The 17,696-nt window shown below is 65.2% G+C and carries 17 protein-coding genes; 3 read left to right on the top strand and 14 right to left on the bottom strand.

Annotation, left to right across the window (positions count from 1 at the left end; translation table 11 throughout):
* The first annotated feature begins 145 nt into the window (after nucleotides 1–145).
* Nucleotides 146–1,900: an AMP-binding protein gene (locus R9B84_RS07795; RefSeq protein WP_423759849.1), complete on the top strand. Its 1,755-nt coding sequence runs from the start codon at nucleotides 146–148 to the stop codon at nucleotides 1,898–1,900.
* A 29-nt stretch (nucleotides 1,901–1,929) separates the two neighbouring features.
* Nucleotides 1,930–2,847, top strand: a complete 918-nt coding sequence (locus R9B84_RS07790) for a DUF1571 domain-containing protein (protein WP_423759848.1) — start codon at nucleotides 1,930–1,932, stop codon at nucleotides 2,845–2,847.
* Between the two features lie 27 nt (nucleotides 2,848–2,874).
* On the opposite strand, the gene R9B84_RS07785 is transcribed toward R9B84_RS07790, so the two are convergent.
* Entirely contained in the window at nucleotides 2,875–3,159 is a 285-nt protein-coding gene (locus tag R9B84_RS07785) for a PXPV repeat protein (protein ID WP_047900549.1), read from the bottom strand.
* A 295-nt stretch (nucleotides 3,160–3,454) separates the two neighbouring features.
* On the opposite strand from R9B84_RS07785, the gene hfq reads away from it, so the two are divergent.
* On the top strand, nucleotides 3,455–4,036 hold the full coding sequence (gene hfq / locus R9B84_RS07780) for an RNA chaperone Hfq (RefSeq protein WP_342309682.1): 582 nt from the start codon (nucleotides 3,455–3,457) through the stop codon (nucleotides 4,034–4,036).
* Nucleotides 4,037–4,117: 81 nt separating this feature from the next.
* Here hfq and R9B84_RS07775 read toward each other — a convergent pair whose 3' ends face one another.
* From R9B84_RS07775 to R9B84_RS07715, 13 genes are all read right to left on the bottom strand, one after another.
* Nucleotides 4,118–4,825: a DUF2968 domain-containing protein gene (locus R9B84_RS07775; protein WP_423759847.1), complete on the bottom strand. Its 708-nt coding sequence runs from the start codon at nucleotides 4,823–4,825 to the stop codon at nucleotides 4,118–4,120.
* A 54-nt stretch (nucleotides 4,826–4,879) separates the two neighbouring features.
* Complete coding sequence (locus R9B84_RS07770; RefSeq protein ID WP_047900546.1) at nucleotides 4,880–6,271, bottom strand: sigma 54-interacting transcriptional regulator; 1,392 nt, start codon at nucleotides 6,269–6,271, stop codon at nucleotides 4,880–4,882.
* Between the two features lie 108 nt (nucleotides 6,272–6,379).
* Nucleotides 6,380–8,332: a pilus assembly protein TadG-related protein gene (locus R9B84_RS07765; RefSeq protein WP_423759846.1), complete on the bottom strand. Its 1,953-nt coding sequence runs from the start codon at nucleotides 8,330–8,332 to the stop codon at nucleotides 6,380–6,382.
* A 95-nt stretch (nucleotides 8,333–8,427) separates the two neighbouring features.
* On the bottom strand, nucleotides 8,428–8,781 hold the full coding sequence (locus tag R9B84_RS07760; protein WP_423759845.1) for a DUF3613 domain-containing protein: 354 nt from the start codon (nucleotides 8,779–8,781) through the stop codon (nucleotides 8,428–8,430).
* A complete protein-coding gene (locus R9B84_RS07755; RefSeq protein ID WP_423759844.1) occupies nucleotides 8,778–9,620 on the bottom strand; it encodes a tetratricopeptide repeat protein in 843 nt (280 codons plus the stop codon). The genes R9B84_RS07760 and R9B84_RS07755 overlap by 4 nt, the downstream gene beginning before the upstream one ends.
* Before the next feature lie 17 nt (nucleotides 9,621–9,637).
* Nucleotides 9,638–10,630, bottom strand: coding sequence for a type II secretion system F family protein (locus tag R9B84_RS07750; protein ID WP_423759843.1), 993 nt, complete (start codon nucleotides 10,628–10,630; stop codon nucleotides 9,638–9,640).
* A gap of 4 nt (nucleotides 10,631–10,634) precedes the next feature.
* Nucleotides 10,635–11,633, bottom strand: coding sequence for a type II secretion system F family protein (locus tag R9B84_RS07745; protein ID WP_423759842.1), 999 nt, complete (start codon nucleotides 11,631–11,633; stop codon nucleotides 10,635–10,637).
* The gene (locus R9B84_RS07740) at nucleotides 11,626–12,996 is read right to left on the bottom strand and encodes a CpaF family protein (protein ID WP_423759841.1); all 1,371 of its coding nucleotides are present in this window, start codon (nucleotides 12,994–12,996) and stop codon (nucleotides 11,626–11,628) included. The genes R9B84_RS07745 and R9B84_RS07740 overlap by 8 nt, the downstream gene beginning before the upstream one ends.
* Nucleotides 12,997–12,999: 3 nt before the next feature.
* Nucleotides 13,000–14,274 carry a fimbrial protein gene (locus tag R9B84_RS07735; RefSeq protein ID WP_423759840.1) on the bottom strand — a complete coding sequence of 425 codons (1,275 nt, stop codon included), beginning with the start codon at nucleotides 14,272–14,274 and terminating at the stop codon, nucleotides 13,000–13,002.
* 60 nt (nucleotides 14,275–14,334) lie between these two features.
* Nucleotides 14,335–15,666, bottom strand: coding sequence for a type II and III secretion system protein family protein (locus R9B84_RS07730; protein ID WP_423759839.1), 1,332 nt, complete (start codon nucleotides 15,664–15,666; stop codon nucleotides 14,335–14,337).
* Between the two features lie 65 nt (nucleotides 15,667–15,731).
* Nucleotides 15,732–16,658, bottom strand: a complete 927-nt coding sequence (gene cpaB / locus R9B84_RS07725; RefSeq protein WP_423759838.1) for a Flp pilus assembly protein CpaB — start codon at nucleotides 16,656–16,658, stop codon at nucleotides 15,732–15,734.
* Nucleotides 16,659–16,747: 89 nt separating this feature from the next.
* On the bottom strand, nucleotides 16,748–17,194 hold the full coding sequence (locus R9B84_RS07720; RefSeq protein WP_423759837.1) for a TadE/TadG family type IV pilus assembly protein: 447 nt from the start codon (nucleotides 17,192–17,194) through the stop codon (nucleotides 16,748–16,750).
* Nucleotides 17,191–17,691, bottom strand: a complete 501-nt coding sequence (locus R9B84_RS07715) for an A24 family peptidase (RefSeq protein ID WP_423759836.1) — start codon at nucleotides 17,689–17,691, stop codon at nucleotides 17,191–17,193. The genes R9B84_RS07720 and R9B84_RS07715 overlap by 4 nt, the downstream gene beginning before the upstream one ends.
* Nucleotides 17,692–17,696: the final 5 nt, after the last annotated feature.

Genomic DNA, 17,696 nt, shown 5'->3' with positions numbered 1-17,696 from the left:
ACGCGCGACTTCCTGTTCACGAATCGATTTGTACGCGGGGTCATGCGGCGCGTCGAGGCGCCCGTGTCGATCGCGCGTGAAGCATGGGGCGCGGGCAGGCGTTGAAGCGCCTGCCCGCGCCGAAAGCAAAGACCGGAGACACGTCATGTCATCTTCCGCAGCAACCGCAGCGCCCCAGGTTCCGCCGAACACCGACGGCATCTGGTACGCGTCATACCCGCCCGGCGTACCGCACGAAATCGACGTCGCGCAATACGCGTCGCTCGTGCAGTTCTTCGACGAATGCACGACACGCTTCGCCGGGCGCGTTGCCTACGTGAGCGCAGGCGCATCGATGACCTATCGCACGCTCGCGCAGAAAGTCGACGCGTTCGCGTCGTATCTGCAAAGCCTCGGCGTGAAACCCGGCGACCGCGTCGCGATCATGCTGCCGAACACGTTCCAGTATCCGGTTGCGCTGTTCGGCACGCTGAAGGCCGGCGCGATCGTCGTCAACGTCAACCCGCTCTACACCGCGCGCGAACTCGCGCACCAGTTGAAGGACAGCGGCGCGCAGACGATCGTCGTGTTCGAGAACTTCGCGAGCACGCTGCAGGAGGCGCTGCCGGAAACGCAGGTGAAGAACATCGTCGTCACCGCGCTCGGCGACCTGCTCGCCGACGGCTTCAATGCGAAAGGACGCCTGATCAATTTCGTGCTGAAGCACGTGAAGAAGCTCGTGCCGGCCTACCACCTGCCGCAGGCGATCCGGCTGCGCTCCGCTCTCGCGCTCGGCGCGCGCGGCAAACCGCAGCCCGTGCAGACGACGCGCGACGACCTCGCGTTCCTGCAATACACGGGCGGCACGACCGGCGTCGCGAAAGGCGCGATGCTCACGCACGGCAACCTGATCGCGAACCTGCTGCAGGCGAAGGCGTGGATCGCCGACCAGGTCTCGGGCGACGTCGAAACCGTGCTCACGCCGCTGCCGCTCTATCACATCTATTCGCTGACGGTGAACGCGTTCATCTTCATGGGGCTCGGCGGGCGCAACATCCTGATCGCGAACCCGCGCGACATGAAGATGGTGATGAAGATCATCCGCAACGAAACGTTTACGGGGATCACCGGCATCAACACGCTGTACAACGCGTTCCTCGACAACGAGGAATTCCGCAAGCGCGACTTCTCGAAGCTCAAGCTCGCGATGGCGGGCGGGATGGCGATGCAGCGCGCGGTCGCGGAGCGCTTCCAGCAGGTGACGGGCCGGCCGGTGGTCGAAGGCTACGGCCTCACCGAATGCTCGCCGATCGTCACGATGAACCCCGTGAACCTGAACGACATGGCCTCGTTCAGCGGTTCGATCGGCCTGCCCGCCCCGTCCACCGTCGTGCGCTTTCGCCGCGAGGACGGCACCTGGGCCGCTATCGGCGAGCCGGGCGAGCTGTGCGTGCATGGTCCGCAGGTGATGCGCGGCTACTGGCAGCGTCCCGACGAGACCGCCAAGGTGATCGACGCCGACGGCTGGCTCGGCACCGGCGACATCGGCGTGATGGACGAACGCGGCTTCATTCGCCTCATCGACCGCAAGAAGGACATGATCCTCGTATCCGGCTTCAACGTGTATCCGAACGAGATCGAGGAAGTGCTCGTGATGCATCCGGGCATCAGCGAGGCCGCCGCGATCGGCATTCCGGACGAGGTGCAGGGCGAGCGGATCAAGGTGTTCGTCGTGCGCCGCGACCCGTCGCTCACGGCCGACGACGTGCTCGCGCACTGCCGCAAGAACCTGACCGGCTACAAGATGCCGAAACTCGTCGAGTTCCGCGACGCGCTGCCGCAGACGAACGTCGGCAAGATCCTGCGCCGCGCGCTGCGCGACGAGGAACTCGCCAGGATCAAGGCCGCGAAGCAAGGCTGAACGCTCCATCGCTCCGGGAGATGCTGTCGATGAACGAAGGAAAGAAGCGCAGCGCGCGGCATGCCGCCGCCGCGGCAGTCGCATGCATGTTGTCGCTCGCGCAGCCGGGCCTGCATGCGCAGGAAACGACCGAGGCCGCAAGCGCGGCACCGGAAGTCGCACTGCCGGCCGACCTGGCGAAAGTCACGCGCGAGCCGGTCGCGCAACAGGCGCACTGGTTGCGCACGGCCGCGCAACGCGGGACGCTCGCGCAGCTGGATGACGCGACGCTCACGACGCTCTTCAAGGCGCTCGATCCGCTCGCCGTGCCGCTCTACATCCGTAATGGTCCTAACGGCTATCCGGCGTACCAGTTCACGATGGTGCGTCAGGAGCGCATCAGCGGGAAATGGTCCGACACCCCCGACCGCATGCTCGTGAAAACCACGCGCGAGCCGCTGCGGGTGTATGCGAAATGGCTGCCGGGCGGCGCGCATGCCGGACAGGAGACGATCTACGACACGACGCAGCGCAAGGACGAGATGTATGGCCATCTCGGCGGCCTGCTCGGCAAGATTCCGTTGTGGACGGCGCTCGACGGCGCGCTCGCGCGCGCCCAGTCGAATCACCAGGTGAAGGATCTCGGCACCGAGTTCATCACGAACCTGTACCTGACCGAAGGGAAGAAATACGTGGAAGCCGGCGTGCAGCGGCCGACCCAGGTGGAGGCAAAAACGATCGGCGGCGTGCGCGTCGTCGCGCTCACCTACGAAACGCCGACCGGCCGGCCGCAGTTCTACGCGAAGAAGGAAGTCCTCGGGCTCGACCTGCACACCCCCTATTTCCGGACCGTCGAGTCCTACGACAACGACGGCAGGATCTTCGAGCGGATCGTCATCGAGAAAATCGCGCCGGCGACGCTCGACGACACCGCATTCGACCCGAAAAACCCCGACTACGCGTTCTGATTCGCGCCGGCGGGGCCGGCCCCGGGATCAATCGTCATCGTCGTCGCCGTGGTGCTTGTGCCAATGCTTGTAGTAGTGCTTGCGCCACTTGCGATACCGATCGTCGTCGTCATCGCCGTAGTAGCCGTATCCGTAGCCCGGATAGGCGACCACGGCCGGCTGCGGCGCCACATAGACCGGCGCCGGCTCGACATAGACCGGCGCGACCGGTACGCCGATGCCGACCGACAGGTCGACATGCCCCGCCATTGCACTGCCGGAAGCCAGCAACGCCACGCCGCCGACCCACCCTGCCCATCGCCTCTTGTTCATGTTCTGGATCCCTGATATGCCGGCCCATCCGGCTCGCGCGAGTAATGTAGGCGCAGCGCGCGCACCAAGGTGATACGGCGCTGCGAGAGTCGTAACGCGACGTAACGAAACAGTCCTGGCCGTTCGGCCGAATCGCGAAAATGCGCTGGAACGTCTATAGTGGGTTACGGTTCGACACAATCACGACTGCGCGCTTCCTCATCGAACAGGGTAGAATTCCGCCAAACGCCTTGTGGACGAACCCGTCACACACACGCACAACATATTCTCTGACGCAGGCTCCTGCCGCACCTCAATGGCCAATCCCGCAGAATCCCATCCGCAAAACGACTTCATCAATTCGGCGCGCAAGGAACGTAAGCGCGTTGAAATCTATCTCGTCAACGGTATTCGTCTGACGGGGTGTATCGAGTCGTTCGACCAGTATCTGGTGATGCTGCGCACCCCCGTGGGTCTGCAAGGCATCTACAAGCGCGCGATTTCCACGATCCAGCTCGACACGGGCGGCTCGCGCCCGGGCGGCGGCGGCCCCCGCGGGCCGCGCACCGGCGGGCGCCCCGGCGGCCGTGAAGGCGGCGGTCACAGCCCGTACGGCTCGCACGGCGGCCCGCGCGAATCGCGTGGCGACGGTGGCGGCTACGGTTCCCGCGAACCGCGTGAAGGCTATGGCTCCCGCGAGCCGCGCGAGGGTTACGGCTCGCGTGAACCGCGCGAAGGCTACGGCGCACCGCGCGAACCCCGTGAACCGCGCGAAAGCTACGGCGCGCCGCGCGACACCGGCGACGCATCCGGCAACGCGTCGCCGTCGGATGCACGCGGCGGCAACGGGCCGGTGATCGTTACGCGCCGCCGGCGAATCGTGCCGGACGGCCAGTAAAACAAAAGGGCAAGCCAACTGGCTTGCCCTTTTTTCTTGTGCGGCCGGCGCGGCATGTCGCCGCACACCGCCACTCTCCGCTCAGCGTGCCGCCGTCGGCAGGCCCGCGTTGGCCTCGCGCTGCAGCGAACGCACCTGCTGCTGCAACGCGCGCAGTTGCGACTGGAGCTCGGCCTGTTGCGCCTGCAACGCGGCCGTCTCGCTGCGTACGCTCTTCTGGCGATCCGTGACCGCTGCCTGCTGCTGGCGTGCGATCGAGATATCGGCCTGCAAGCGCCGCGCGCGGTCCTGCGTGACTTCGATCTGCTTGTCCATTTGCGCCTTCTGCGATTCCAGCTTCGCCGCGCGCAGTTCGTTGACGGCCAGCCGCTCCGCCTGGCGCGAGAAATCGCGATAGATCGCTTCCGCGCGCGTTTCGTCGTAAGTCTTGATCACGCGCCAGAACGCCTTCTGCTGGAACAGCGCGACGAAGTACGCCCCGTCCTTCACGTTGAACAGCAGGCTCGCACCGTAGCTGCCGTTGTAGCTCGTGCGCATTTCCGTCAGCGAGTGCGCCTGGATCTGGCGCTGCAGATCGTCGACCGTGCTCGGCCCGGTCGTCTCGCCCGCCTGCGGCTGCACCGACGTCTGGACCTGCGAATCGATCACCGGGATCGCGGCCACCGACGCCGATGCCTGCTGCACCGCCGGCGAATCGCTGGCTGCCAGCCCCTGCGCGTTAGCGCCCTGCATGCCTCCCACCACTGCGAGCAACACGCACGCCCGCCCCAACCCCGTCATATGGCTCATGAAGTTTTATTCCCGCCCGTGTCGTTGTAATTCTGCGCGATTTTATCTCATTAATTACTCGCTTTCGCGTGTCTCGGGCTCTTCGTCGAAGATCTGATACTTGCGCATTTTTTCCCACAATACCTTGCGGCTGATGCCGAGCTGCTGCGCCGTGTCCTGACGCCGCCAACCATTTGCGTCGAGCGCCGCGATGACGCGGTTGCGCTCGTTCATGTCCCACTTGCTGCGATCGACGAAGACCTCGGCCGCACTCTCCGCCGGCACCGGCTGTGCCGAGTTGCGCGCGTGCGCAATCAGCCGCTGCAGCCGCGCGGCGTCCCACCCGCCCGTCTGCCGCACCGTCACGCCGACCCGCTCCGCGAGGTTGCGCAGTTCGCGCACGTTGCCGGGGAAATAGCTGTCCGCGACCGAATCCGTCAGCCAGTACGGCAGATCGGACAACTCGGCGAGCCGGTTCTCGCCGACGACCTGTGCGACGAACGACTTGAACAGCGCGATCTTGTCGACCGCGCCGCGCTCCTCCAGAGACGGAATGCTCAGCTCGATCACCGCGAGCCGGTAGTAGAGATCGGCGCGGAACAGGCCGTCCTTCACGAGTTGCGGCAGCTTCTTGTTGCTCGCCGCGACCAGGCGGAAATCGACCTTGACCGATGTCGCCGCGCCGACGCGCAGCACCGCGCCGTCCTCGAGCACGCGCAGCAGCTTGACCTGCTGGTACAGCGGCAGATCGCCGACTTCGTCGAGGAACAGTGTGCCGCCCGCCGCCTGCTCGAAATACCCTTTATGCGCAACAACCGCGCCCGTGAACGACCCTTTCGCATGGCCGAAGAACAGCGATTCGAACAGGCCGTCGGGAATCGCGCCGCAGTTCACCGGCACGAATTCGCCGTGCCGGTAGCGCGAATGCTTTTCGTGCAGCAGTTGCGCGATGCGCTCCTTGCCGACGCCGGTTTCGCCGTGCAGCAGCACGTTGGTGTCGCAGTCGGCGAACGTATCGACTTCATGCAGCAGCGCCTGCATCGATTCCGAGTGCGCGACGAGTTCGGACGGCTGTAGCGTTTCGGCCGCGTGCGCACGCAGTTGCGTGACGAGCTTGCCGATCATGCCGCGCAGCTCGGCGCACGTGAAGTCGAGCGGCAGGATGTGCGAATACTCGGGCGGATACTGCGACGAGTCGTGGTCGCGCGCCGCGCCGACCCAGACGACCGGCATGCCGATGTTGGCCTGCCAGTCGCGCAGGAACGCCGCGCCGGTTTCGATCATCGATACGCTGATGATCGCCAGCGACGGCCGCAACGCGGCGCGCTCGGGCGAGATCTCCGCGTTGTCGGCACGGATCACTTCGACGTCGAAGCTCGCCATGCACCGGGCGACACGGTCGACGATGTCGGCCTTGCCTTCCCAGACGTACAGGTCGAGCTCTTCGATTGCGGGCGTGGTTCTCATGATTCGGGTGCGGCTTCAGTAATTGACGAGTTGCTCGGCATTGCAGGCCCGTGACCGGTTGCGGGCGGCAACGACGCCGCCTGCTTCGATAACGGAACGTTCAGGCATTCATTGAACAAGCATGGGATTGCCGCATTTGATCGAGTCCGGTGTGTTCGTGACATAGGCGTTCCCCAGGCTCAGGCCGAGCAGGCCCGTGACCGAGGTCAGGAGCGAATCGATCGGTTGCAGGAGTAGCGGAACGAGTGTGGTCGCCAGCGCGGACAAGATCGGCCCGGTTACGACGCTCAGTATGGGATTCACTAAGACGCCCAGCCACGAGAGCACACCGCTGTTCGCCGACAGTTGCAACGACAGGCCGCTGTTCAAGATACCTTGAACGGCGGGCGACAGGAATTGATCCGTTCCCGTGCTCAGCATGTACGGCGACGTCGGGCTCGGCGAAGCGGACGACCCGGGCCCGGGATACGTGAACACCAACGGTGTCGGACTTTGATTGGCGACGGGAACCGTCAGCTGTCCGGGCAACAGGTTGATGTTGATCGAGATATCGGTCAGGTCGACGATCCCGAGCGTCAGCGTTTTGACCAACGTCGTTAGCCCGGAAACCAATCCGCCGAGGTTCAACAGATTGAGCAGGCTTTGCAGATTGACAGACACCAGCGTAATCGGTGCTGCGCTGCCGTCGGGAACATAACCGCTGGGCGCATTGAGATTGATCGGCGTATTCGCCGCGCCGCCGATGTAGACGGCCACGACCCCGGTCTGCACGTTGACCTGCGCGCTTTTCGTGCCGTCCGCGGTACAGGTGACGGACCTCAGGCCCGCCTTCGCCGGCGCCACATACGCGGTAATCGGCAGATGAACGGCTGTCAGCGGCGTCGCGTTGCCGGACGGGCAACTGCCCCCCGGAAAGACCAGCGAGCCGTTGGAGCACGTCGACAGCAGCGAGATCGACGTATTGAGGAACACGTTCCCCTGCGCGGTCGACGTGTTGGTCGTGCAATCGGACGTCCCGCAACTCGCCGGTCCGGGCGGACCGCTCGCGGTGGACGGCGGATTCGCCCCCAGCTTCACGGAACCCGACACGGTCGCATTCAGCAGCGGCGCGAGCGCGGTCGGCGTCTGGACCGTGACACTGGGAATGCTGACCGAATTCGTACCGTTCGCGATCTGCAACGCCGTCGACAACAATCCAAGCGCATTGACGCTGGCATTGACGGCGGAGCTTCCCGTAGCGGTTGCAGCGGAAACCAGCTGGCCAAGCGCGATCTGCGGCCCACCACAGATGCCGTTCGAGCAAAGCGCCACGACGATCGCGTTCAGCACGTTCAGGTTCGCCCCGACCAGATTCTGCTGCGTCGCCGCCTGTACTGTCGCGTTGGCCAGTTGGCCAAGCGTCACGGTGCCATTCAGCACGGACGTGCTCGTGCCGACCGGCAGATTGGCGAGAATACCGGCCAGCTTCAGGTTGACCTGCGCGAGCCCCTGATAATCGACGGCCTGCAGACTCAGCGCATTGGGCGAACCCGTCAGCACCTTGAGCAACTGATTGGCCAGTCCACCGTTCAACGCCGCAAGCGACGTGCTCAGCGTAAAGGTATCGGTCGGTACGCTCTTGGCAATGGCCGACGCGCTGATCGTTACTCCATTGATGAAAAGCCCGGTCACGGGTTCGGAGACGGTGACGCAAACGGCGTTGACCGATTGACCGTTGCTGACGACTCCGCCCGACAAGCCAGCACATTGATTATTGGCGGGCAGCGGTGCGCCCGACGTGCGAGTGAACTGTGCGCTGCCGCCGCTGGTTTGCGGCGCGGTCCAGATGCCGCACGTCACGGTAGCGGACGGTTTTCCCGATAGCAGGCTCGCCGGCACGTTTGTGACTTGATTGACCGCAGTCGTTGCCGCGGTGCAAGTGGCGTCGCCGGCAACCTGCGTAACAGCGGAAAGCGCGGCCGCATCGGCGGCCGCCTGCATATGGCGTCGTTCGGCATAGTAGCGGCCGATATCGGTCGCGCCCAGCACGATGACCGCGATCGCCAGGAAGATCGTCACCATGATCGCAGCGCCGCCACGCTGGTAACGTCTCCGTGAGCAGCCGGCTCGGCGCCGCCAAGCCGCATGTGATTGATCTGTGCGCATCGCCGCCTCGCCTACTGCTGCGCACCTTGCCCGCCACCCGACATGCCGCTGGCAGAACCGAGCTGCGAATTCATCGTGTCCGGAATCTTGTTCTTGAACGAGTCGAGATAGCGCTGATAGACGAGCGTCGCAACCTCTCCGAGCATCGGCTGCGTCGGCGCCGCCGCGCGATTGTCGCGCTGCATTGCGAGCCAATCCTTTGCAGAGCGCCCGACGTCGGATGCGCGAGGTGCGTCAACATCTTGCGCGTATGCGACAGTCGAGCCCGCTACCAGCAAGACGATCGCGCCCAGCACCGCAATCCGGCCGACGTGCATGTTTCGATCATGTTTGTTGTTCATGTCGTTCCCCGGATGTCTGTTCATTGTGCAAAGCGCTGCAACAGCGGCACGGTCTGGTCGTAGCCGAAGTTGTTCGCCATCGGTGTAATCGGGATCGTAGCGGCACGGCGCGACACCACTGGCGGCGTCGCAACCGCGCGCTGCTGCGCACGCGCCGCCGCGACAATCTTCGCGGCGTCGCCATTGATGTCCTTGCGGATATCCGCCGGCAGATGCTGCTGGTTCATCAACCGTTGCGCATCCTGTGCGCGCCCCGCCGCAATCAGGTAAAGGGCGAGATTGCTGACGATCTTGGGATTGCGTTGATCCAGTTCGGCCGCCTTCATCAACGGTACCCGCGCACCGACGACGTCGCCGCTGCGCAGCTTCGCGTACGCGAGATCGGACAGCAGCGACGCATCGGTCGGCGCGAGATCCGACGCCTGCGCAAGCACCTGCGCCGCACGATCGAAATCGCCTGCCGCGCCCGCGATCAATCCGAGCCCGCGATAGCCTCGCGCGGCAAGCGGCGTTTTCAGCAGTTGCGTGTAGGCGGCCGCACTCGCGGCCGCCTGGTCGGTCATTCGCAGTGCGTCCGCGCGCAACAGGATCGACTCCGGGATCGCTCCATATGTCTTGTCGTATGAGTCGATGTGCGCGAGCGACGCAAAGTAGAGGCCCTGCGCCTGCATCCGCTGGATCAGGCCCAGATACATCCCCGGTGTATCCGGGACGGACTGCTTCTGATCGGCCGCCTGCATCAGCGACGCGCGCTCGGTCTGCGCGCTGACGCCGTACCCGTTATCCTTGGTCGCGCAGGCGCCGAGCAGCAGCACCGCTGCCGCCACGCCCGCTTGCACTGCCATTTCGCTGATCCGCTTCATCGTCTTTCCTTCCACCGTCAATGACGCGACGACAGCGCGTGCGTCACCGCCAACAAGCCCGGCCCGGCCGTCACGATCAGCAATGCGGGCAGCAACGTCAGCACCATCACCCCGGTCATCTTCACGGTCAACCGGCCGATCCGTTCGCGCAGCATCGCACGACGTGTCTCGCGCAACCGGTCGCCGAACTGCTTGAGCGGCTCCTGCACCGCGCCGCCATGCTTGTCGACCTGGACCATCAATCGCACGATCGCGCGCAAATCCTCATTGTCGAATCCGCCGGATAGCCGCTGCAACGACTGTTCGCGCGTCCGGCCCGCCGCGAACTGGCGCTGCGCAATCCCCATCTCCGACGACAGTACCGGCATCATCCCGCGAAAATCGTTCGTCACGACCTGCAGGCTCTGATCGAGCGACAAGCCGACGCCTTGCAGCAAGCGCAACATGTCGACGAACAACGGGAGTTCATCGACCACGCTCTGCCGCCGCGCCGTCGCACGGCGCTGCACGTAGAGCTTCGGCAACATGAAGCCGAGCCCGAACGCGGCGAACATGCCGATCGTCCAGATACCGCCCTTCATGCGCCCGCTCGCGAAGATCGCGAACAGCAGCGGCAGCCCGATCCCGCACGCGACGCGCGCGCTGAGGAACAACCCGCGCGTGCGCGCGTCGACATAACCGCATTGCTCGAGCAGGCGGCGATCCTCCTCCGCGACAACGTATTTGCCGAGCCCGGTATCGAGCCACCGCACGCCCGCCGCCGACAGCCGGTCGAGAAAACGTTCGACACGCTGCCTGCCGCGCACGTCGGGCTTCGCGGGCGCATCGCCATCCGGCGCAGTCCGCGCTTTCGCTGCCTCGAGCGCAGCCATGCGCCGGTTCAGCGCATCGACAAGCGCGCGCTCGGCACGCGTCGCGGCACTCGCACGCAACAACGCGATCATGCCGAACAGCAGCACGCCGAGTGCGCCGCTCGCCAGGGCAATCGCTCCGATCTGAGTCGCTGTCATAGCATCACCTGAGCCGAGCCATTCGATACAGCCAGACACTGCCGGCCAATTGCAACAGGAACGCGAACATGAGCAGCGTCCGTCCACCCGGATCGTTCCACATGCCGTGCAGATATTTCGGATTGTTGACGACGATAAAGCTGCCGATCGCGATCGGCAACATCACGAGCACAAACGCCGACAACCGTGTCTCGGCCGACATCGCGGTCAGCTCGCGCTCCGCCTGTTCGAGATCGCGCATGAACACGGCCATGCGTTCGAGCATCACGTCCGCGCGGCCGCCATACTTGACCGACAAACGCAACACGGAGCCGACAAGTTCGAACTCCTCGGTTCGGTAGATCTTCGCGATGTGGACCATTGCGCGATCGATTTCGACACCGCCGCGCAGCATCCGCGACACGAGGTCGAGACAACCGCGCAGCGGCTCCTCGGTCGTCAGCAACGCCGACTGGAATGCCGCCGGCACGCTATTGCCAAGCGTCACGAGACGCACGATCCCGTCGAGGAACGACGGGATCTGCCGCACAATCTTCAGCCTGCGCCGCTGAATTCGCGACGCGAGCCAGACGCCGAGTATCGAGCTGCCACACGCGAGCGCGGCGAAGCACGCAAGCGCGCCACCGCGACTGCCCGCGAATCCCGCGACAACCACCAGCACGACGAGTGCGACGAGCGTCTTGCCCCGCGCATCCTCGATCCCCGCGCGACTCGCGAGGTTCGTCAGATACTCGGATGCCGTCGCATACCAGTGCGCCCAAAATGCGTCGGACGATACATTCCGTGCCGCGCCCGGTTGCGGCACGGCACGCGCCGCACCGGCCGCGGACTGCCGTGCCGGCTGCGCAGCGGCACCGGCACGTGCGCCGGGTTCGAGCCGGCTGTCGATAAAACGCTTTGCGTCGGTCCGCACGCGCCGGGTCTCCGCGTGACGCCACAGCATCATCGCCGCCGCGACGCACAGCATCGCGCACGCCAGCGCCCACACCATCGCGCTATACATTGAAGCCCCCGCCGCCGCGGCCGAACCCGCCACCGCCGAAGCCGCCGCCAAACCCGCCATCGCTGAATCCGCCGCTCGTCAGCGTCTGGCGGAAGCGCGCAAGCTTCGGCGAATGCGGATGAATGCCCAGCGTTTCCCAGTGGTCGACCTCCTCGCCCTCCGGCGTCACGCGCGCTTCGTAGCGATAAAGCTCCTGCGTCGCGATGATGTTGTCGGACAGCCCGGTCACTTCGGTGATCGACAGGATCCGCCGCCGCCCGTTCGACAGGCGCCCGATCTGCACGATGAAGTCGATCGCGTTCGCGATCTGCCGGCGCAGGCTCGACTCGGTCCCCTGGAAGCCCGCGAAGCCCGCCAGCATCTCGAGACGGTACAGGCACTCGCGCGGCGAACTCGCGTGCACGGTGCCCATCGAACCGTCGTGACCGGTGTTCATCGCCTGCAGCATTTCCAGCACTTCGCCGCCGCGCACTTCGCCGACGATAATCCGGTCCGGGCGCATCCGCAGCGTATTGCGAAGCAGGTCGCGAATCGACACGACGCCGGTGCCGTCGAAGCCGCCCGGCCGGCTCTCCAGCCGCACGACGTGCGGGTGGTTCAGCGACAGTTCCGCCGTATCCTCGATCGTCACGACACGCTCGATCTCGGGAATGTGGAACGCCAGCGCGTTGAGCAGCGACGTCTTGCCGGAACTCGTCCCGCCCGACACGAGAATGTTGCAGCGCGCCTCGACCGCCGCCTGGAGCAGCGTGTTGATCTCTTCGTTGAAGGTCCCGTTGCCGAGCAGGTCGGACGGCTTCAGCGGATCCTTGCGGAATTTCCGGATCGATACGACCGGACCGTCGATCGACAGCGGCTCGATCACGACGTTCACGCGGCCACCATCGGGCAGCCGCGCATCGACCATCGGGTTCGACTCGTCGAGACGGCGGCCGATCGGCGCGAGGATGCGACGCACGATCCGCAACAGGTGCGCGTTGTCGGTGAAACGCACCGGCAACTTCGCGAGGATCCCGTGACGCGATACGTACACGTCGTTGTAGCCGTTGATCAGGATGTCCTCGACAGCAGGGTCCGCGAGCAGGTCCTCGATCGGCCCGAAGCCCGCGAGCTCCTTCGTCAGCGCCTCGGCGATCGCACGCACCTCGGTCTCGTTGAGCGGGATGCGGCGCAGGCGTACGAAACTGTCGATCTCGAGATCGACGAACTGGTTGATCGCCTGGCGGGACCACCGGCCGAATTCGGCGCCCAGTTCTTCGATGCGTGTCAGCAAGTGCTCGTGCGCGGCATTCTTGATGTCGTGGAATTGCTGCGTCTGGGAGAACGGCGCTGCGCCGTCGGCGAATTGAATGTCGTGTGCCATCGCTTACGACCGCTTGGACGAGGGTTGAATGAAACGCTTCAGCGCAGACAGGCCGGACGCCGGACGCGGTGCCGCCGATCTGACCGACACGCCTGGCAGCCGCGCGGCGAGCGACTCGAGTGCGCGCACGTACGGGTCGCGCTCCGCCATATCGACGATGAGCCGGCCCTGGTTCGCCGCACGGCCGATCGCGACACGGCGCGACGGCAAGGTACCGACCAGCGACAAGCCGAGGCGCTCGGTGATCTGCGCGGGTGTCAGGTCGAGTGCGGGGTCGTACTGGTTGACGACGAGCCGTACGCGATCGGTATCGACGCCCGCATCGCGCAGCCCGGTAAGCAGATCGGCCGCCGACACGATCGACGCGACGCCCTGATCGCAGACGAGCCACGCTTCGTCGGCCGAGCTTGCGATCTGGGCGACGAACTCGCGGTTCGAAAAACCGCCGAGATCGACGATCTGCTGATCGAAGAATGCGCGAAACCGGTTCAGCAAACCGGCACACGACGCGTACGAGACGTCGCGCAGCCCGCCGAGATCGGCCGGCAGCGTCGTCAATGCGACGCCGCTCTCATGCCGGGTCAGTGCGGTATTCACGAAGGTGCGGTCGATGCGGCGCAGGTTGTGAACCGCATCGATGAAATGGAATTCGCAGCGGGTATTCAGGAACAGCGCGCCATCGCCTGCCGGCAGCCCCAGGTCGACGAGCGCGGTCTGGCGACCGGCCGGTGTGCCGCCATTCGGCACGCCGCCCGCCCCCGGGCTCGCCGCGCGCTTCTGCAGCCATACGGCGAGATTCGCCGCGAGCGTGCTCACGCCCATTCCGGCGCGCGCACCCAGCAACGCGACGAGCTTGCCGTGGCGGCTCGCCGGCTCGGCGACGTTCGCAAGCAGCCCGCGCGTCGTGCGCAACGCTTCCTCGGCCGGTGCCGACACGTCGATGAAATCGCGAACGCCGGCGCGCAATGCGGCGAGCGTACTCTCCGGCTGTGCGAGCGAACCGAGCGCGACGATCGGCAACCCCGGATGCGTAGCGCGGACTGCGGCGGCGGCAATGCTCGCGGCCGTGCTGCCGTCCGAGAAATCGATGAAGACGAGCGCCGGATTGAGGCCCGTGATGCGCTGTGCAAGCACGCCCGGTTCGAGCGATGCGGCCTCGACCGCACCGGCCGACACGAGCGTATCGGCCAGCCAGCGGACATGCGCCTCCTGTTGAGATGCGCAAACGAAATAGTCGGTCACGGCGGGTTCACACAATGATTGGATTCGCGCGTTCATGCTGAACACCCCCGATTACGCAAGGTGTGCCGATGCACCGCAACACGCGATGCTTCGCACTCATTTCGAAAAACCCGGTGCGGCGTCCGGCGACGCGGCACCGCCCAGATACGACTGCCATACCGGCCCGTTGCGCTGTTCGGACAGCTCACCCGGCGTAGCAGGCAGCACCGCACCCTTCGCAATTGGCGCGACGAGATGCGGCGTCACGATGATCAGCAGTTCCTTGTCGTTCTGCTGATAACTCAGATTCTTGAAGAAGGTGCCGATGATCGGCAGATCGCCGAGCAACGGCACCTTGCTCACGTTCGACATCGTCTGACGATCGATCAGGCCGCCGATTACGAAGCTCTCGCCGTCGCCGAGTTCGACGGTCGTGTCCGCGCGGCGAGTCGTGATGCCGGGCACCGCGACGCCGCTGATCGTCACGCTGTTCACGAAATCGAGCTGGCTCGACTCGGGTGCGACCTTCAGCGCGATCCGGCTGGGACTCAGGACCGTCGGCGTCAGCGAAAGCCCGACGCCGTACTGCTTCCACTGGATCGCGGTCGAACCGAGCCCTTGCGGGGACGGCACCGGAATCTCGCCGCCCGCAAGAAAGCTCGCGCTCTGCCCCGACAGCGCGACCAGCGTCGGCTCCGCCAGCACGCGCGCGAGATTGTTCGCCTCGAGCAGCGACAGGTCGGCAAAGATGCCGCGTCCCGCAGCATTGACGACCAGGTTGAACGCGGATGCGACGGGCGACCCGAGCGTCGGAATGTAACCCGCGGTACCGGGGCCCGACCCGCCGCTATAAGACTGCACGCCGCCCGGCGAAAACGATCCGAACGAGAAGCCGTTGCTCTGCTTGAAGAAATTGAACCCGACCTGTTTGAGCACCGAGCGGCTGAATTCGACAACCCGCACGTCGACCTGTACGACATTCTTGCCGGTGACCGTCGAACGGTCGATCACGACGCCCTTCCCGCTCATGTTCTTGCCGACCGCGGCTGCGCGCGCATGCGCATCGAGCGACGCCGCCGATCCCTGCAACACCGCCGTGCCGCCATATGCATTCACGCGCGGCGTGGAGCCATCGAGCACCGCTTGCGCTGCAGCGTCGACGACTGCGACGTTCCACACCGTCGGTTCGTCATGACCCCGCTCCCACAGCATCACGTTCGTCGCGCCAGGCGCCTTCGCGGTCAGCAACACGGTACCCGAGCGGCTGCCTTTCATGATCAGCACGTCGGCAATCGCCGGATCGCCGACCGCGACGCGCTGCAGCGTGCGGCCCGCCGAAATCTGCCGTTGCGCGCCGACCGCGAGCTCGATCGTGCCGCTCGCACTCGCGAACGATGCGAAAGTCATGGTGCAGATAGCAATCGCGAATGCAATCAGTGTGTTTTTCATTGTTTGGTAGACCGTCGCGCGGCCCTTTACTTGTCGTCGCTGATATCGATGGCCGTCGATGTCGTTCAATAGGCAACCGTTTCCGACCGGCCGCCGCGGATCACCTCGATGCCGCCGCCGCCCCCGCTCGGCCGCACCGCCGGCGGCAGACGCGACGGCAACGGCGGCACGTTCACGTTGGCCACCGGCGTTCTCGGTGTGCCGGACAACTGTTGCAGCGAGACGCCGGCGGCGGCAATTGCCGACGGCGACAGCTTGTTGTCCGTACGCACCGCGACCGTCTGTATCGCAAGCTCGTCGTCGCGCGGATTTCGCAACGCGAAGGTCAGGCGGCCGCTCGCCTCGCCGAGCGTCAACGCATCGACCTGCGCGGTCGGCACCGCGAGCACCGCGATGCGGGCGCCGGACGCTTGACCGTTGTTGCCGGTGTTGTTATTGCCGCTGTCGCGATCGGGTGTCGCATCGCCGAACGACAGCACCCGCACCCTCGACAACAGTAGCCGCGCCTGCGTCTGCGACACTTCGCCGTCAAGCATCGTGCCGCCTTCGCGCTTCAGGTTCAGGAACACATCGACGAAATTGCCGGGCCGCAGCCGGTTGCCGACCGCATTGGTTTCATCGACACGCACCGCGACCGCACGCTCGCCCGGTTGCACATCCTCGGCAAGCCCCGAGACCAGCGCGCCCGCGACGACCGGCGACGATGCCGGAATGTCCGCCGCCGGCACCCGTCCAACGAGCGTGGACGGATCGGTGAATGCGCCCGTCGGCGCCGGCGTGGTCGGCTGAATCTTCAGCGCGTCGGCCGTGATCGGCTGGCCGACGGGCAACACACGCGTCGCGACCACGACCGGAACCGGACTGGCCGCAACGGTTTGTTGGACCGGCACGGGATTCGGCGTACTGCGTCCGAGCATCCATGCGTAGATTCCGAGCAATACGGCGATCGCAATCAGCAGCCCCGCGATGATCTTCGTTAAATTGTTGGCCATGTTGTCGTATGGATGCCGGAATAAAAGTCCGATAAGTTCTTTTTGCCCGATTCGCGAGTCAGCGTGCCCGTCGCGTCACGATGCGTACTTCACAGGATCGACTGCGGAATTTGCACGACCGCCGTGCTCGTCAACGGTTGAGTCAGTATGGATCCCAAAAATGGCATGCTCGTTATCCAGCTCTGGGGGGTGTAGTTCACCGTGACCGACAGGCAGTACAGCGACGGCGGAGTCGACTTGTCATAACTGCATTGGGGCGCCACGACCTGTGGCGTGCCGACATTCAGCCAGGCCACGACGCTCTGTGCAGTCGTCGTTGCGTTCGTCATGCGTGCGGCAAGACTTGGGGCGTAACTCAACCCGGCCCGTGCGCCCTCACTGGCAGCAAACGTCAGGCTCTGCTGGATCGTGAAAATCATCCCGAAACTGAGGATGCCGTAGAAAATCACGAACAACAGCGGAAATACGATCGCAAACTCGACCGCCGTCGCGCCACGCTGCCGCCGGCGTCCACGCGGCTGCCTCTGTCGTGTCATCGCACGCCCCCCGTTGCGACAAGAAAGACAACCCATGCAGCAGCCGGTGCCGCGAGGCATGCCGCATAGGGTGTTGCCCGGTATCCGCCGAGCGCCATCGCCGGTTTGCCCCGCCGCCACAACGCGCCGATCGACGTGCGCGACAACAGCATCAGCGCAAGGGCATGAATACCGGCGACGAGACTGGCGGCAACCCAGATCCACAGCAGCGCATTCGCGCCGCACCACACGCCGATCACGGCAAAGATCTTGACGTCCGCCGCGCCCATGACGCGAAGCAAAAAAAGCGGGAAAAAGGCGACCAACCCGACCAGCAGACCGATCATCGCCTGCGCCGGGAGAATGCCGAACGGACTGGCGTTCAAGTACGCTCCGCTCAAGCCACAGGCCAACCCCGCCAGGACGAGCGAATTCGAAACGCGCCGAAAGCGGATGTCGCTGGTCGCGACGAACGCAGCCCAGACCAGGAACACCCCGCTGAAAATGAAATGTGCCATCGCAC

Source organism: Burkholderia sp. NLJ2 (genome assembly GCF_049487195.1).
In the GTDB taxonomy this organism is placed as follows: Bacteria; Pseudomonadota; Gammaproteobacteria; order Burkholderiales; family Burkholderiaceae; genus Burkholderia; species Burkholderia pyrrocinia.
The sequence above is the reverse complement of the archived record's forward strand: the minus strand, read 5'-3'. Positions and strand labels throughout refer to the sequence as shown.